The organism is Mycobacterium sp. 1245801.1 (assembly GCF_001673055.1).
GTDB lineage: Bacteria > Actinomycetota > Actinomycetes > Mycobacteriales > Mycobacteriaceae > Mycobacterium > Mycobacterium europaeum_A.
The window spans coordinates 1-16,751 of record NZ_LZKY01000105.1; the positions used below are offsets into that span (position 1 = coordinate 1).

Below are 16,751 nucleotides of genomic sequence, written 5' to 3' on the forward strand. Positions count from 1 at the left end.
CGCCTGGTCGGAGCGGGGGATTTGCGTTCGCCGCAGCGATGAAAGGCCTGCCGGACAGCAAAAAGGCCGCCGCTGGATCCCCTCACTCCAGCGGCGGCCCTTTTCGTACGCCAATCCGCGATGCGGACGGGCGGTCGTATTCAGGGGATGCCCCGTATTGCCGTCGGGGTCGGGGGGTCAGACCACAACACGGGGCCATCCGGTGGGTCGGATACCCGCGCCCCCTTCCGACTAACCAGATGTGACTCAACTCATGACGAGCGCCGATCCGGCGGGGCGGGGGCCCCGACGGGTCCGTCAGGCCTCCAGGATGGCGGCTACGCCCTGGCCACCTGCCGCACAGATCGAGACCAGGGCGCGCACGGTGCCGCCGCCCTTCTGCTCGGCCTTGCGCTGCGCGAGCTGCTTGGCCGCCTGGGCCAGGATCCGCCCGCCGGTGGCGGCGAACGGGTGGCCGGCGGCCAGCGAGGACCCGTTGACGTTCAGCTTGGATCGGTCGATCGAGCCCAGCGCGCCGTCCAGGCCCAGCCGCTCCTTGCAGTACTCCTCGGATTCCCAGGCCTGCAGGTGGCACAGCACCACCGACGCGAACGCCTCGTGGATCTCGTAGAAGTCGAAGTCCTGCAGGCTCAGGCCGTTGCGCGCCAGCAGCCGCGGCACGGCGTAGGTCGGGGCCATCAGCAGGCCGTCACGCCCATTGACGTAGTCGACGGCGGCGGTCTCCGAATCCACCAGGTAGGCCAGCGGGATCAGCGAATGCGCGGCCGCCCACTCGTCGGTGGCCAGCAGCGCCACCGACGCACCGTCGGTCAGCGGCGTCGAGTTGCCGGCGGTCATCGTCGCGTCACCCGCCTTGACGCCGAACACCGGGCGCAGCTTGGCCAGCTTCTCCGCCGACGAGTCCGGGCGCAGGTTGTCGTCGCGGTAGAGCCCCAGGAAGGGCGTGACCAGGTCGTCGAAGAAGCCCCGGTCGTAGGCGGCGGCCATGTTGCGATGGCTGGCGGCGGCCAACTCGTCCTGGGCCACGCGGGAAATGCCCATCTTCTTGGCCGTCAGCGCCTGGTGCTCGCCCATGGACAGCCCGGTGCGCGGTTCACTGTTCACCGGGATCTCGACGCCCAGGGTGGCGGGCAGCGTGCCCACCAGCTTCAGCCGTTGCACGTTGGACTTGGCCCGGCGCAGCTTGAGCAGGGTGCGGCGCAGGTTGTCGCCCAGCCCGATGGGCGCGTCGGAGGTGGTGTCGACGCCGCCGGCGGCGGCCACGTCGTAACGGCCGGACGCGATGCCCTCGGCGGCGGCCACGGCCGCCTGCAGCCCGGTACCGCAGGCCTGCTGCAGGTCGAACGCGGGCGTGTGGGACGACAGCTGCGAGCCCAGCACGCATTCGCGGGTCAGGTTGAAGTCCCGGCTGTGCTTGAGCACGGCGCCGCCGACGACGACCCCGAGCCGCTCGCCGGCCAACCCGAAGCGATCCACCAGCCCGCCCAGGGCGGCGGTGAACATGTCCTGGTTGGACGCCTCCGCGTAGGCGCCGTCGGACCGGGCGAACGGGATGCGGTTGCCGCCCAGCACGGCCACCCGCCGACGCTCAGAACTGCGCTGAGCAGACTGTTTACTTGACTCAGAACTTGCAGCGGCCACTATTCTTCTCCGTGTTTGCGCGGTCTATCGGTTTGGGAATCGCCCGTCCGGGGCCATAATACCCACTGTTCTTACTCTGCAGTAAGTTCGTCCCCGATACGGTTGTGCTGTAGGCATACCCCGATTTCGCAAGAACATGGAAGGTAGCTCCGGTGGCTCCCAAGGCTTCGTCCGATCTGTTCTCCCAGATCGTCAATTCCGGTCCTGGATCGTTTCTCGCCAAGCAGCTCGGCGTCCCCCAACCCGAGACGCTGCGCCGTTACCGGGCCGGTGAACCGCCCCTGGCCGGGGCCCTGCTGATCGGCGGGGAGGGCCGGGTCGTCGAACCGCTGCGCGCGGCGCTGGACGCCGACTACGACCTGGTGGGCAACAACCTGGGCGGCCGCTGGGCGGACAAGTTCGGCGGCCTGGTGTACGACGCCACCGGCATCACCACGCCGGAGGGGCTCCGGGGGCTCTACGAGTTCTTCACCCCCCTGCTGCGCAACCTGGGTCATTCCGCGCGCGTGGTGGTGGTCGGGACCACGCCCGACGCCTTGCAAAATACAGAAGCCAGCCCGCACGAGCGGATCGCGCAGCGCGCGCTGGAGGGCTTCACCCGTTCGCTGGGCAAGGAGCTGCGCAACGGCGCCACGGTCGCGCTGGTGTACCTGTCGCCGGACGCCAAGCCCGCCGCGACGGGCCTGGAATCGACGATGCGGTTCATCTTGTCGGCCAAGTCCGCCTACGTCGACGGCCAGGTCTTCTACGTCGGGGAGGCGGACTCCACGCCTCCGGCCGATTGGGACCGCCCGCTGGACGGCAAGGTCGCGATCGTGACCGGCGCGGCCCGGGGCATCGGCGCGACGATCGCCGAGGTGTTCGCCCGCGACGGCGCCCGCGTGGTGGCCATCGACGTCGAATCGGCCGCCGAGGCGCTGGCCGAGACGGCCAGCCGGGTCGGGGGCACCGCGTTGTGGCTCGACGTCACCGCCGAAGACGCCGTCGACAAGATCACCGAGCACCTGCGCGAGCACCACGGCGGGCGCGCCGACGTTTTGGTCAACAACGCCGGCATCACCCGCGACAAGCTGTTGGCCAACATGGACGACGCCCGCTGGGACGCCGTCCTGGCCGTCAATCTGCTTGCCCCGCTGCGGCTTACCGAGGGTCTGGTGGGCAACGGCACCATCGGCGAGGGCGGCCGGGTGATCGGTCTGTCGTCGATGGCCGGCATCGCCGGCAACCGCGGCCAGACCAACTACGCGACGACCAAGGCCGGGATGATCGGCCTCACCCAGTCGCTGGCCCCGGAGCTGTACGGCAAGGGCATCACGATCAACGCCGTCGCACCGGGTTTCATCGAAACCCAGATGACCGCCGCCATCCCGCTGGCCACCCGCGAGGTCGGCCGCCGGATGAACTCGCTGCTGCAGGGCGGGCAGCCGGTGGACGTCGCCGAAACCATCGCCTACTTCGCCAGCCCGGCCTCAAATGCGGTGACGGGTAACGTCATTCGCGTCTGCGGCCAGGCCATGCTGGGCGCATAGCGAACCGGGCTGTCGAGGAGAATGCCATGAACCAGCCAAGCGGCCTGAAGAACATGCTGCGCGCGGCGGCCGGGGCGCTGCCGGTGGTGTCCCGCAGCGGCGAGGTGCCCACCCGCACCGTGACCATCGAGGAATTGCCCATCGACCGCGCGAACGTGGCCGAGTACGCGGGGGTCACGGGCCTGCGCTACGGCAATCACGTGCCGCTGACCTACCCGTTCGCGCTGACCTTTCCCGCGCTGATGTCGCTGGTCACCGGCTTCGACTTCCCATTTGCCGCAATGGGAGCGGTGCACACCGAGAACCACATCACGCAGTACCGCCCGATCGCGGTCACCGACACCGTCGGGGTGCGCGTGCACGCCGAGAACCTGCGCGAGCACCGCAAGGGGCTGCTGGTCGATCTGGTGACCGATGTCAGCGTCGGCAACGACACCGCCTGGCATCAGGTGACGACCTTCCTGCACCAGCAGCGGACGAGCCTGTCCGATGAACCCAAGCCGCCACCGCAGAAGCAGCCCAAGCTGCCGCCACCGTCCACCGTGTTGCGGATCAGCCCCGGGCTGATCCGGCGCTACGCCGACGTCGGGGGCGATCACAACCCGATCCACACCAACTCGGTCGCGGCCAAGCTGTTCGGCTTCCCGACCGTGATCGCGCACGGAATGTACAGCGCCGCAGCGGTATTGGCCAACGTCGAAGCACAAATCCCCGATGCCGTGCGGTATTCGGTGCGGTTCGGCAAGCCGCTGGTGCTGCCCGCGACCGCCGGGCTCTACATCGACGAGCACGACGGCGGCTGGGACATTTCACTGCGCAACATCGCCAAGGGTTACCCGCACCTGACTGGCACGGTCCGGGCGCTCTAACCCGCGTGCGTCGTACTGCGGCCCTGGGCAAGCACTTTCAGCGCGTGTGCGCTGCTCGCGGTCAGCAGGAAGAGCAGAAACAGCCACAGCGGGGGCCGGGCGAGCTCCCAGACGAAGATCGCCGCCCAGATCGGCGAGCCCTGGGTCACCGCGAGCACGCCGGCGGCGCCGGCCAGCGATACCGCCGGGACGTGCAGATGAGTTCCCATCGCCCAGTTGATCGCCAAGACCAGCGCGGCGCCGGCGGCGGCACCGGTGGCCAGTGAGGGCGTCAGCAGGCCGCCGGCCCCGCCCGCGCGCAGAAACAGCGCGGTCAGTAGGGGTTTCAGCGCCAGGATGGCCAGCGCCGAGAGCAGGGTCATGCCGCTGGCCAGGCTCACGGTCAGGATGCTGCGGCCGTTGCCGGGCAACTCGGGCCACCAGTGCGAACACACGCCCATCACCAGGCCCGCTCCCGCGAGCGCGGGGATGAGCAGCGCAGTCCTCGGCTGGCGGGCGGGCCGCGCCGCGGCCATCAACCGGTTGAACGCCAGCCCGACCGCGAGAGCCACCGGCGCCAGCAGCAATCCGTGCGCGGTCAGCAGATACGTGGACTCCCCGATCGGCCATCGCAGATTGGGTTGATCGCGGGTGATGGCCGAGCCGACGGCGACCGCTAAGCCGGAGGAGAGAAACGCCGCGCCCACCACCCGCGGCCGCCAGGTGTTCAGCAGGATCCGGATCGAGAACAGTGCGCCGGCCAGCGGAACCGCATACACCGCACCCAGGCCCGCGCCCGCCGCACAGGCCAGCAGGATCTCGCGATCGCGCGGGCCCAGCCGCCTGAGCCATCCGGTCCCCAAATCGCTGAGCGCAGCGGCGAATTGACGTGGGGCGCCCTCTCGCCCGAGCGATGCTCCCGATCCGACGAGCAGCACCTGCAGCATCGCGTCGACGCTCCAGGACAGCCGCGGCACGGGTGCGCGGGCGGCGATGGTCTGCGCCAGCGGGGGCACCTCGGCCCGGCGCCGCAGCAACCACCACCCCAGGCCCGCCAGCCCTGCGCCGATCATCGGGCCCAGCATGCGCCGGATCGGGCTGCTGGCGGTCACCCCTTCCAGCAGCGCGCCGAAACTGTAGTTGTAGGTGGCGTGCTGGACCACGCGCAGCACGAACGTCGTCGCCAAGCCGGCGACTCCGGCGAGCAAGCCGACGATGATTACGGCGCAGAAGAATTCGAGGTTGCCGCGGTCCCAGCTCGGGACGCTCATCCGGGCCACCGCAACGACCCTGGGGCTATTCGCCGGCGGCGTCCGAGCCGCCCGCCTCGGGGTGCGCCGCCGCCCGTTCCGCCGGCGACCCCTTGAGGCCGTACCAGAACAGGTCGATCATCAGCTGGGCCGCCTCCTCGACGTCGACGTCGCCGGTGGACAGCCGGTTGGCGACCGCCTCGCCGGCGCCCACCAGGGCCACGGCCATCATTTCGTTCTCGCGCTCGGTGCGCGGGTTGCGGCTGCCCGCCCGCATCAGCCCGGCCACGAGTTCGATGATCTGCTCGCGTCCCTCGCGGACCATGTGGGCGAACGCCTGTGAGCTGGTGGCCTGGGTGTACATCACGATCCAGGACGCCCGGTTGGCGTCGATGTAGCGCATGAACGACGCGATGGTGTTGCGCAGCATGTCGTTGGGGCTCTGCTGGAAGTCGATGTCGGCGCGCACCGCGTCGATGAACCGGCCCATCTCCCGGTTCAGGCAGGCGCCGAACAGGTCCTCCTTGGAGCCGTAATACAGGTACAGCATCGGCTTGGAGATCTGCGCCTCGGCGGCGATGGCATCCATCGAGGTCTCGTGATAGCCGTTGACCGAGAACATCTGGACGGCGGCGTCGAGCATCTGCTGTTCGCGGACGGCGCGCGGTAACCGCTTGGTGCCACCCGCCATCGCTTACCTTTCCGACCCGTCTAGCTGACTTAAGGGTAAGCAATGCGGCCCGGCCGCCACATCCGTTGGTGCGGACGGGGCCGACCCGCTAGTGGCCGCAGTTACGGCTGGGGCCCTTCATCGTCGCCACCCGCACCAGCGAATCGTCGACCTGCTTGGCCGGCAGGTCGCCCGAGGCCACCGCCTGTTGCAGCCGGTCCAGGACCGCCGGCACCTCGTCGGTGGTCACCCACAGCGCGACGTCGACGCCGGCCCGCAGGCTGCGCAGCACGGCCTCCGACACGCCGTATCGGTCGGAGATGGCGGCCATGCTGGACAGGTCGTCGCTGAACACCGGCCCGGTGAACGGCGGGCCCTTGTAGCCGACCCCGTTGCGCAGCAGCTGCACGGCCTCGGGGCTCAGGCTGGCCGGGGCGTCGCCGGTGAGGCCGGGAACCTGCAGGTGGCCCACCATGACGCCGACCGGCGGCGAGACCACCAGGGTGCGGTAGGGCACCAGATCGCTGTTCTGCAGGGCGTCGAGCGGCGGCGTGACCACGCCGCCGGTGTGCGAATCGCCCGAGCCGTGCCCGTGGCCGGGGAAGTGCTTGAGCACCGGCAGCAGGCCGGCGTCGCGCAGCCCCTGTGCATAGGCCCCGGCGTAGTCGGTGACCGTGGCCGGATCCGCGCTGAACGACCGGTTGCCGATGACGGCGTCGTCGGGCTCGTCGCTGACGTCGACGACCGGGGCGAAGTCGACGGTGATGCCCAGGTCGCGCATCTTCCTGCCGCGGTCGGCGGCCAGGTCATGCACCTGTTGGACCGTTTGCGTCTGCGCCAGCTCGCGCGGCGATGGCGACGTCCCGATCAGCGACTTCAACCGCGAGACCCGGCCGCCCTCTTCGTCGACGCTGACGGCCAGCGGCAGCGGACCCGCCTTGGCCGCGATGTCGGCCAGCGGTCCCTTGAAGATCGACAGGTCCGTCCAGCTGCCGATGAAGATGCCGCCCACGTGGTAGCCGTTGACGACGTTGCGGGCGTCGTCGGCGTTCTTCACGCCCACCATCAGCAGTTGGGCCAGCTTGTCGCGGATGCCCAGTGTGGCCGGGAGCGCCGACGGGTCGGCGCACACCGGCGGCGCCGGAGCGGCGGCCGGTTTGCTCGACGCCGACGAGCTGGGCGGGTGCGCGGCGGGGTGGTGGCCGCAACCGGCCACCAGCGCCGACGCGGCTGCGAGCACGGCGAAGGTGCGCGAAAATGCCATCGGGCCATGCTTTCACGGCGGGCGTTTCGTGCCCGGCGCCAGGGGGCATCAGCGGTACGTTGCTGATCGGGGGGCTGCAGACCCGTTCGACTGGCAGGGAGGGAGCCAGCGATGACCGGTTTCACGTTGGCCGCCGCGGTCAGCATCGCGGTGGGGTTGTCCGCCGGGGTGGCGACGACCGTCGGGATCACGCTCGCCGTGGCCGACCAGAGCCTGGTGTCGGTGCCCAGCCTGCAGCGCCCCGCGCTTCCGGTCGCGCCCTATCAGGTCGAATACGGCGACCGCTGTTTCCACGGACACTGTCTGCACTGGTGACCGGGGCCCCGGTTGGGCGGGCGCCGTTCTGCTAGGTTGGCGCTAGGTCGAAAGTCAGGACCGCAAGCCGACCCCAGGAGCCGTCGATGAACCGGATCGTTGCGCCCGCCGCAGCGAGCGTTGTGGTTGGCCTGTTGCTCGGCGCGGCCGCGATCTTCGGGATCACCTTGATGGTCCAGCAAGACACGAAGCCGCCACTTCCCGGGGGCGATCCGCAGTCGTCAGTGCTCAACCGGGTCGAGTACGGCAACCGTAGCTAGCCGGTCGCGGACAGGGGCCGGACCTCCGGTCTCATGCTCGACGGCTGGGCCGGTGTCGCGGCGGTGGTTGTGGCTGGTCGGTGCGATCGCGCTGGCCCTGACGTTCGCCCAGTCCCCGGGGCGGGTCTCCCCCGACACCAAGCTGGACCTGACCGCGAATCCGCTGCGCTTCCTGGCCCGCGCGACCAACCTGTGGAACAGCGAGCTGCCGTTCGGGCAGGCGCAGAACCAGGCCTACGGCTACCTGTTTCCGCACGGCACCTTCTTTCTGCTCGGCCACGCGCTGGGCGTGCCCGGCTGGATCACCCAGCGGCTGTGGTGGGCGCTGCTGCTCACCGTCGGCTTCTGGGGGCTGCTGCGCGTCGCCGAGGCGCTGCGGATCGGCAGCCCGGCGTCGCGGGTGATCGCCGCCGTCGCGTTCGCGCTGTCCCCGCGAGTGGTGACCACGCTCGGCTCGATCTCGTCGGAAACCCTGCCGATGATGCTGGCGCCGTGGGTCTTGCTGCCCACGATCCTGGCCCTGCGCGCCACCGGCGACCGGTCGGTGCGCGCGCTGGCCGGGCAGGCGGGCCTGGCCATCGCGCTGATGGGCGCGGTGAACGCCATCGCGACCGCGGCCGGCTGCCTGCCGGCGGTGATCTGGTGGGCATGCCACCGGCCCAACCGGTTGTGGTGGCGATACACCGGGTGGTGGCTGGTGGCGCTGGCGCTGGCCACGCTGTGGTGGGGGGTTGCGCTGATGATGCTGCGCGCCATCAGCCCGCCGTTCCTGGACTTCATCGAATCGTCCGGCGTGACGACGCAGTGGTCGTCGCTGGTCGAGATGCTGCGCGGCACCGACAGCTGGACCCCGTACGTGGCGCCGACCGCCACCGCGGGCGCTCCGCTGGTGACCGGGTCGGCGGCCATCCTGGGCACCTGTCTGGTCGCTGCGGCCGGACTCGCGGGGCTGACCCGCCCGGCGATGCCGGCGCGCGGGCGGTTGGTGACCATGCTGCTGGTCGGGGTGGTGCTGATGGCCGCCGGATACAGCGGCGGGCTGGGCTCGCCGGTGGCGCACGCGGTACAGGCCTTCCTGGACGCCGGCGGCGCCCCGCTGCGCAACGTGCACAAGCTCGGATCGGTGATCAGAATCCCGGTGGTGCTGGGCCTCGCGCAGCTGCTGGGCCGGATACCGCTGCCGGGCAGCGCGCCAATGACGGTGTGGCTGCGCGCCTTTGCGCACCCCGAGCGCGACAAACGGGTGGCGGCGGCGATCGCGGTCGTGACGGCGCTGCTGGTCAGCACGTCGCTGGCGTGGACCGGTCGGCTGGCCCCGCCGGGGACGTTCACCGCGATCCCGCAGTACTGGCACGAGGCCGCCGACTGGCTCACCGAACACAACACCGGCACACCGGCGGCCGGGCGGGTGCTCGTCGTTCCCGGGGCGCCGTTCGCCACCCAGGTGTGGGGCACCAGCCATGACGAGCCGCTGCAGGTGCTGGGCGCCAGCCCGTGGGGGGTGCGCGACTCCATTCCGTTGACCCCACCGCAGACAATCCGCGCCCTCGATTCGGTGCAGCGCCTGTTCGCCGCCGGCCGCCCCTCGGCTGGGCTGGCAGATACTCTTGTCCGGCAAGGTATTTCATATCTGGCGGTGCGCAACGACCTGGACCCCGACACGTCGCGCTCGGCACGCCCCATCCTGGTGCACCGCGCCATCGACGGGTCGCCCGGACTGCGCAAGGTCGCCCAGTTCGGCGCGCCGGTGGGCCCCGGCACCCTGGCCGGTTTCGTCGCGGACAGCGGGCTGCGGCCACGGTATCCGGCGGTCGAGATCTACCGGGTCGGCGGCGATGACGACCCGGGCACACCGTATTTCGTCGACGCCGACCGGATGACCCGGATCGACGGCGGGCCGGAGGCGCTGCTGCGCCTGGACGAACGGCGGCGGCTGCTGGGCCGGCCGCCGCTGGGCCCGGCGCTGCTGAGCGCCGACGCGCGCGCCGCGGGGCTGCCGACGAGCGCCGGGGTGACCATCACCGACACCCCGGTGGCCCGCGAGACGGATTACGGCCGGGTGGACCAACATTCGTCGGCCGTCCGGGCCCCGGGCGATGCGCGGCACACCTTCAATCGGGTGCCCGACTACCCCGTCCCCGGCGCCGATCCGGTGGCCGGCGCCTGGACCGGCGGCCGGATCACGGTATCGAGTTCGTCGTCGGATTCGACCGCCATGCCCGACGTCGCACCGGCGACCTCGCCGGCCGCCGCGATCGACGGGGATTCGGCGACCGCGTGGGTGTCCAACTCGCTGCAGGCCGCCGTCGGTCAATGGATGCGGATCGATTTCGACCACCCGGTGACCAACGCGGCGATCACGTTGACGCCCAGCGCCACCGCGGTCGGCGCCCAGGTGCGTCGCATCCTGATCGAAACCGCCACCGGCAGCACCACTTTGCGCTTCGACGAGCCGGGCAAGCCGCTGGCCGCGGCACTCCCCTACGGCGAGACGCCGTGGGTGCGGATCACCGCGGCGGGCACCGACGACGGTTCGGCCGGGGTGCAGTTCGGCATCACCGACCTGACGGTCACCCAGTACGACGCGTCCGGGTTCGCCCACCAGGTCGACCTGCGACACACCGTGCGGGTGCCGGTGCCGCCGGCGGGCACGCCGGTCGCGGGCTGGGACCTGGGATCGGAGCTGCTGGGCAGGCCCGGCTGCGCCCGCGCGCCCGACGCCGTGCGCTGCGCGCCGTCGATGGCCCTGGCCCCGGAGGAACCGGTCAACTTCAGCCGGACGCTGACCGTGCCGACGCCGATGACGGTCACCCCGGCGGTGTGGGTGCGGCCGCGGCAGGGCCCCAAGCTCGCCGACCTGATCGCCGAGCCGAATACCACTGTAGCTCATGGTGATTCGGACACAGTGGACGTCCTCGGTTCGGCCTACGCGGCGACGGACGGCGACCCGGCAACCGCGTGGACGGCGCCCCAGCGGGTGGTGCAGCACAAGACCCCGCCCACCCTGACGCTCACCCTGCCACGGCCCACCGAGGTCACCGGCGTGCGGCTGACTCCCGGCCAATCGGTGCTGCCCGTGCATCCGACGATGGTGGCCGTCAACCTGGGCGACGGGCCGCAAGTGGCCGCGGTGAAAGCCGACGGGACGCAATCGATTCCGGTCAAACCCCGGGTGACCGACACCGTGACCGTCAGCCTGCTGAACTGGGCGGACGTCATCGACCGTAACGCATTGGGTTTCGACCAGCTCAAGCCGCCCGGGCTGGCCGAAATCGCGGCGCTGGGCGCCGACGGCAACCCGATCGCGGCACCCGACCCCGGCCGCAACCGCGCCCGGGAGGTCACCGTCGGCTGCGAGCGCGGACCCGTCATCGCGGTCGCGGGCCGGTTCGTGCACACCGCGATTCACACCACGGTTGGGGCGATCCTGGATGACGCTCCCATCGCGGCGGTGCCGTGCGAACACGACCCGATCGAGTTGCCCGCGGGTCAACAGGAATTGCTGATCAGCCCAGGCGCTCAGTTCGTGGTGGACGGGGCCCAGCTGTCCGCCCCCGTCCCCGCCGAAGCCGCACGGCCCGTTCGGGTTTCGTCATGGCGGGGATGGGGCCCGGATCGCCGCGAGGTGCAGGCACCGGCCTCGACCACCTCCCGCGTGCTGGTCGTCCCGGAAAGCATCAACCCCGGTTGGGTGGCGCGCACCAGCACCGGGACACGCCTGACGCCGATCGCCGTCAACGGGTGGCAGCAGGGCTGGGTGGTGCCCGCGGGCGACCCCGGGACCATCACGCTGACGTTCGCCTCCAACTCGCTCTACCGGGCGGGCCTGGCCGTGGGGCTGTCCCTGCTGCCGCTGCTGGCGCTGCTGGCGCTCTGGCGCACCCGGAGAAAGGGCGTCGACGACACGGCCGAGCCCGCGCGACCGTGGCGGCCCGGCGTGTGGGCGGCCGTCCCCGTGCTGGCCGCCGCGGCGGTGATCGCGGGCGTGGGCGGCGTGGCGGTGATGGGGGTGGCCCTGGGCCTGCGGTACGCGTTGGACCAGCGGCGCTGGGAGCACCTCAGCGTGGTGTGCGGCGCCGGCGGGCTGATCCTGGCGGGGGCGGCGCTGTCGCGCCAGCCCTGGCGGTCGGCCGACGGCTACGCCGGCCACTCCGCGAGTGTCCAGGCGCTGGCCCTGATTTCGCTTGCGGTGCTTGCCGCTTCGGTCGTGACCGCACCGCGTCGGCGGGCCGCTCGGGCCGACGGGCCGCGCGACGAATAGTCGGCCGGGCTATTGGCTACCCGTTTACCGGCTGATTGACTGGATACGCGGGTTGGCGTAACCGCCATCGACCGAGGAGCTAGCGCCATGGACTGGTTTTCCGCACCCCAATATTGGGTGGGCAGACTGGTGCTCGAGCGCGGCGCCGCGGCGATCTATCTGCTCGGGTTCGTTGCGGCCGCGGTCCAGTTCCGCGCGCTCATCGGTGAGCGGGGCATCCTGCCCATTCCGCAGTTTCTGGCGCGCCAATCGTTTTGGCGCACGCCGAGCCTGTTTCATTTGCGCTATTCCGATCGGTTGTTTGCGGCCGTCGCCTGGTTCGGAGCGGCGTTGTCGGCGGCCGTCGTCGCCGGGGCCGCCGACGCGGTGCCGCTGTGGGCCGCGATGGCGATGTGGCTGACGCTGTGGGTGTTCTATCTGTCGATCGTGAACGTGGGGCAGACCTGGTACTCGTTCGGCTGGGAATCACTGTTGCTCGAAACCGGCTTTCTGATGATCTTTTTGGGCAACCACGACGTGGCACCTCCTGTCCTGACGTTGTGGATGGTTCGGCTGCTGTTGTTCCGTGTGGAATTCGGCGCGGGACTGATCAAGATGCGCGGCGACCCGTGCTGGCGTGACCTGACGTGTTTGTACTATCACCATGAGACGCAACCGATGCCGGGCCCGTTGAGCTGGTTTTTTCACCATCTCCCCAAGCCGCTGCACCGGATTGAGGTGGCGGGCAACCATTTCGCGCAGCTGATCGTGCCGTTCGGACTGTTCGCGCCGCAGCCGGTGGCCGGCGTGGCCGCCGCGATCATCGTCGTCACCCAGCTGTGGCTGGTCGCCTCGGGTAATTTCGCGTGGCTCAACTGGGTGACCATCGTGCTGGCGTTCAGCGCCATCGACGACGCGTCGGTCGCGGCGGTGCTGTCCACGAGCCTGGCCCCGGCGCATCCGGGTCCGACGCCGCTGTGGTTCATCGGCCTGGTCGTCGCGATCGCCGCGGCCGTGCTGTTCATGAGCTACTGGCCGCTGGCGAACATGCTGTCCTCGCGGCAGCGAATGAACATGTCTTTCAACTCGTTCCACTTGGTCAACACCTACGGCGCCTTCGGCAGCATCGGGCGGATCCGCCGCGAGGTGGTGATCGAGGGTACCGACGACGCGGTCGTCACCGCCCGCACCGTCTGGAAGGAATACGAATTCAAGGGCAAGCCGGGCGCGCTGCGCCGGCTGCCGCGACAGTGGGCCCCCTATCATCTGCGCCTGGACTGGCTGATGTGGTTCGCCGCGATCTCGCCGGGCTACGCGCAGCCGTGGTTGCGGCCGTTCTTGCAGCGGCTGCTGGAAAACGATCGACCCACGCTGCGGTTGTTGCGGCACAACCCCTTCCCGGATGCACCGCCGAAGTTTGTGCGGGCGCAGCTCTACCAGTACCGCTTCACCACGCCGGCCGAGCTGCGTCGTGATCGGGCCTGGTGGCATCGCGTCCTGATCGGCGGATACGTGCCGCCGATGAGTCTGCCGCGGGTGACCACCGCCCCTTGAGGCCGAGAAACGGGTGTCCCGGCGCGGTTCCGTTCACCGCAATTCAAACCCTGGTCAGCCCAACCGATCCGCCATAGCCTCGCCTGGCACTGCGCCGCAGTTCTTGCCGGCGCGAATCGCACGTGTCGAACCGCTACGAGGATACGCAACCTGTGAGTCTGTCCAGCACTGCGCTTTTGGCCCGCACCGGCCGACCTTCGGTACCGCACCGAACCGCTCGGTCAACCCGGTGTCCGAGTCGGCGGAGTCCGATGTCGGCGCGGCGCTATGCCGCGGTCCTGCTGGCCGGCCTCGCGCTGCTGTTGCCGGCGTGCGTCTCCCGCCAACACGCCGCCGGTCCCGGTCAGGTGCCGACGCAAGTCCCGCTGTCCCAGCTGGCCGACCTCACGCTGAAGGTCGGCGATCAAAAGAGCGTGGCCACCGAAGCCATGCTGCGCGCCGCCGGCCAACTGCAGGGCCTTGCGTACCGGATCGACTTCTCGACCTTCACCTCCGGGCCTCCGATGGTCGAAGCCGCCGCCGCGGGCAAGATCGATTTCGCCATCACCGGTGACACGCCACCGATCTTCGGCGCGGTCGCCAACGCCCGCATCAAGGTGGTGTCCGCCTACGACGGCGGCGGTCCCGGCGACCAGATCCTGGTCCACACCGATTCGACCATCCGGTCGGTCCCCGACCTGCGCGGCAAGACGATCGCGCTCGCCAAGGGCAGCTCAGCGCACGCCAATGTGCTCGACCAGCTGGACAAGGCCGGTCTCAAACCGGCCGATGTCCACCTCGTGTTCCTACAGCCCGCCGACGCCCTGTCCGGATTTCGTAACGGTCAGGTCGACGCCTGGGCGGTGTGGGATCCCTATACCGCCCAGGCCGAACAGCAGCTCCCGGTGCGCGGCCTGGTCACACGCAAGCACAAGTACTCGTTTGGCATCGCCTCCGACAAGGCACTGGCCGACGCGAAGACCAACACGGCCCTGGGGGATCTGCTGACGCGATACGCCCGAGCCGCGGCATGGGCTCGCGAGCACCCGCAGGAGTGGGCCGCCGAGTACGCCAAGTCCGCCGGCGTCGACCCCGCCGTCGCCGCCGTCGCGCAAGGCCGCACGCTGCGCCAGCCGATCCCGCTGGACGACACCGTGGTGGGCGCCGAGCAACGGCTCACCGATCTGTTCGCGGCCGCCGGCCAGATCCAGTCCGCGCCGCAGTTCGGCGACTGGGTAGATCGTCGCTTCAACGCCACGGCGGCGACGCACTAATCCGCTGAGGGCTGTCGCTCCGAGGTCCGCGCACCGCGGCTACTTCCGGTAGGACAGCGCCCCGGTACCCGCTAGCTTGCCGCCTTCGACGATCAGGTAGTCGGGGCGGATCGGCGTGCCGGCGAACCAGCTTTCCAGGATTTCCCTGGTGCCGGCCGCGTAGCGCGCCTGCGCGGACAATGTGGTGCCCGAAACATGCGGTGTCATGGCGTTATTCGGCATCGTCCGCCAGGGGTGGTCGGGTGGCGGTGGCTGCGGATACCACACGTCCCCGGCGTAGCCGGCCAGCTGACCGGACCGCAGCGCGTCCGCGATAGCCTCCGGGACGGTCTCCTCGGCGCGGGCCGTGTTGACGATGTAGGAGCCCCGCCGCATCGTCGAAATCAGGTTCTCGTCGAACATCCTGCGGGTGCCGTCGTAGAGCGGCGAGTGGATGGACACCACGTCGACCGCCCGCACCAGCGATTCGACCGTGGGGTGAAACGTCACGTTGAGTCGTTTCTCGGCTTCCGGCGCCAGCCGGCGGGTGTCGGTGTAGTGCAGGTTGACGTCGAACGGTGCCAGCCGGCGCAACACCGCACGCCCGATCCGCCCGGCGGCAATCACTCCGACGTCCATCCCCTCCAGGTCGTAGGCGCGTGCGGCGCAATCGGCGATGTTCCAGCCGCCGTCGATCGCCCACCGGTGCGACGGCACGAAATTGCGCACCAGCGCCAGGATCTGCATCACCGTGTGCTCGGCGACGCTGATGCTGTTGCTGTACGTCACCTCGGCCACGGTGATCCCGCGCGCTTGCGCCGCGTCCAGATCAACGTGGTCCGAGCCGATGCCGGCGGTCAGGGCCAACTTGAGGTTGGGCGCCTTGGCGATGCGCTCCTTGGTCAGGTAGGCCGGCCAAAACGGTTGCGATATCACGATTTCCGCATCGGCCAGCTCGCGCTCGAATTCCGAATCGGGGCCGTCCTTGTCCGACGTCACCACCAATTCGTGCCCGGCATCTTCGAAAAACCTGCGCAGCCCCAAAGCCCCCGACACACAGCCGAGCAGCTCGCCAGGAGTGAAGTCGATCGTCGACGGGGTCGGCACGGTGCTGCCGTCGGGGTATCCCTGGATCGCCGGGACGCTGTCGCGCGCGTAGCGCGGCGGGTACCCGTCGACGGGGTCGGGGTAGAGCACCATCACACATTTGGCCATCGAGTTCTCCTTCAGCCGGCGGTCAGGCCCAGTCTCAGACGGCGACCGCGCGGTTGTCCAAGACGCGATTCCGACCGGCCGATAGGCGGCGCCGATCAGCGCCGCTAGGACGGCTCGCTGAGCGTCGCGCCGATGCGGGCCTCGCGCGCGGTGCGGCGCAGCGCGCGGGTCAGCAACGAGCCCGGCTCGGCCCGGTTGGTGACCAGCGCTATCAACGCGGTGACCGACGGGCGCCGCAACGCCAGCACGCTGACCCCGGCGGGCACGCCCAGGGTGTGAATCCACGGTTGCGGCACGATGCTCGCCCACCGGCCGGTGCGGACGTGCGCGAACAGCGCTGCCACGGAATCGGTTTCCAGCCGCGGGGTCACCTGCAGGCCATGGGTGGCCAGCGCGTCGTCGATGAGCCGGCGCCCCCGCATGCCCTGCGTCAGCAGGCACAGCGGCAACTGCACGGCGTCCGACCACGTCATGTTATTCGCTTCCCCTCCAAGGAGTTCGGCGGCGGCGATGAGCACCGGCTGCTCGTGATACAGCGGGGTGACCAGCAGGTCGGCCGTGTCCTGTTGGTCCGGATACAGGATGCCCGCGTCCAGTTCGAACCTGCGGACGCGTTCCACGATGCCGGCCGAGCGCAGGTTGACCTCGAGCTGAACCCGGACCAACGGATGCGCCGCGCAGAACGGATCCGTCAGCAACGCAACGGTAGTCGACGCGGCCGGCACCACCCCGA

The 16,751-nt window shown here is 70.1% G+C and carries 13 protein-coding genes; 7 read left to right on the forward strand and 6 right to left on the reverse strand.

The window, feature by feature from the left end:
• Positions 1-297: 297 nt before the first annotated feature.
• Entirely contained in the window at positions 298-1,641 is a 1,344-nt protein-coding gene (locus A5622_RS06430; RefSeq protein WP_066877378.1) for an acetyl-CoA C-acetyltransferase, read from the reverse strand.
• A 152-nt stretch (positions 1,642-1,793) separates the two neighbouring features.
• Between A5622_RS06430 and A5622_RS06435 the strand changes: the two genes are divergently transcribed.
• Positions 1,794-3,170 carry a 3-oxoacyl-ACP reductase gene (locus tag A5622_RS06435; protein WP_066877380.1) on the forward strand — a complete coding sequence of 459 codons (1,377 nt, stop codon included), beginning with the start codon at positions 1,794-1,796 and terminating at the stop codon, positions 3,168-3,170.
• Positions 3,171-3,196: 26 nt separating this feature from the next.
• Positions 3,197-4,039: a MaoC/PaaZ C-terminal domain-containing protein gene (locus tag A5622_RS06440; protein WP_066877382.1), complete on the forward strand. Its 843-nt coding sequence runs from the start codon at positions 3,197-3,199 to the stop codon at positions 4,037-4,039.
• On the opposite strand, the gene A5622_RS06445 is transcribed toward A5622_RS06440, so the two are convergent.
• The 3 genes from A5622_RS06445 to A5622_RS06455 form a co-directional block, all read right to left on the reverse strand.
• Positions 4,036-5,289 carry a chloride channel protein gene (locus A5622_RS06445; RefSeq protein WP_066877384.1) on the reverse strand — a complete coding sequence of 418 codons (1,254 nt, stop codon included), beginning with the start codon at positions 5,287-5,289 and terminating at the stop codon, positions 4,036-4,038. The two genes, A5622_RS06440 and A5622_RS06445, sit on opposite strands and share 4 nt — an antisense overlap.
• A gap of 25 nt (positions 5,290-5,314) precedes the next feature.
• Positions 5,315-5,959, reverse strand: a complete 645-nt coding sequence (locus tag A5622_RS06450; protein ID WP_066877386.1) for a TetR/AcrR family transcriptional regulator — start codon at positions 5,957-5,959, stop codon at positions 5,315-5,317.
• Positions 5,960-6,047: 88 nt separating this feature from the next.
• Positions 6,048-7,202 (reverse strand): glycoside hydrolase family 3 N-terminal domain-containing protein, encoded by a 1,155-nt coding sequence (locus tag A5622_RS06455; RefSeq protein WP_066877388.1) that lies wholly within the window; start codon positions 7,200-7,202, stop codon positions 6,048-6,050.
• 111 nt (positions 7,203-7,313) lie between these two features.
• Here A5622_RS06455 and A5622_RS06460 point away from each other — a divergent pair, with 111 nt between their 5' ends.
• From A5622_RS06460 to A5622_RS06480, 5 genes are all read left to right on the forward strand, one after another.
• Positions 7,314-7,517 (forward strand): DUF2613 family protein, encoded by a 204-nt coding sequence (locus A5622_RS06460; RefSeq protein WP_066865946.1) that lies wholly within the window; start codon positions 7,314-7,316, stop codon positions 7,515-7,517.
• A gap of 86 nt (positions 7,518-7,603) precedes the next feature.
• Positions 7,604-7,777 carry a DUF2613 domain-containing protein gene (locus A5622_RS06465; protein ID WP_007769006.1) on the forward strand — a complete coding sequence of 58 codons (174 nt, stop codon included), beginning with the start codon at positions 7,604-7,606 and terminating at the stop codon, positions 7,775-7,777.
• Between the two features lie 52 nt (positions 7,778-7,829).
• Entirely contained in the window at positions 7,830-12,038 is a 4,209-nt protein-coding gene (locus A5622_RS06470) for a DUF3367 domain-containing protein (RefSeq protein ID WP_066877390.1), read from the forward strand.
• A gap of 87 nt (positions 12,039-12,125) precedes the next feature.
• The gene (locus tag A5622_RS06475; protein ID WP_066877392.1) at positions 12,126-13,571 is read left to right on the forward strand and encodes a lipase maturation factor family protein; all 1,446 of its coding nucleotides are present in this window, start codon (positions 12,126-12,128) and stop codon (positions 13,569-13,571) included.
• A gap of 251 nt (positions 13,572-13,822) precedes the next feature.
• Positions 13,823-14,824, forward strand: a complete 1,002-nt coding sequence (locus tag A5622_RS06480) for an ABC transporter substrate-binding protein (RefSeq protein WP_066877394.1) — start codon at positions 13,823-13,825, stop codon at positions 14,822-14,824.
• Between the two features lie 39 nt (positions 14,825-14,863).
• Here A5622_RS06480 and A5622_RS06485 read toward each other — a convergent pair whose 3' ends face one another.
• Together A5622_RS06485 and A5622_RS06490 are read right to left on the reverse strand one after the other, a co-directional pair.
• A complete protein-coding gene (locus A5622_RS06485; protein WP_066877396.1) occupies positions 14,864-16,018 on the reverse strand; it encodes an NAD-dependent formate dehydrogenase in 1,155 nt (384 codons plus the stop codon).
• Positions 16,019-16,122: 104 nt separating this feature from the next.
• Positions 16,123-16,751, reverse strand: a 629-nt coding sequence (locus A5622_RS06490; protein ID WP_066877398.1) for a LysR family transcriptional regulator substrate-binding protein, incomplete at its 5' end; no start/stop codon positions are given.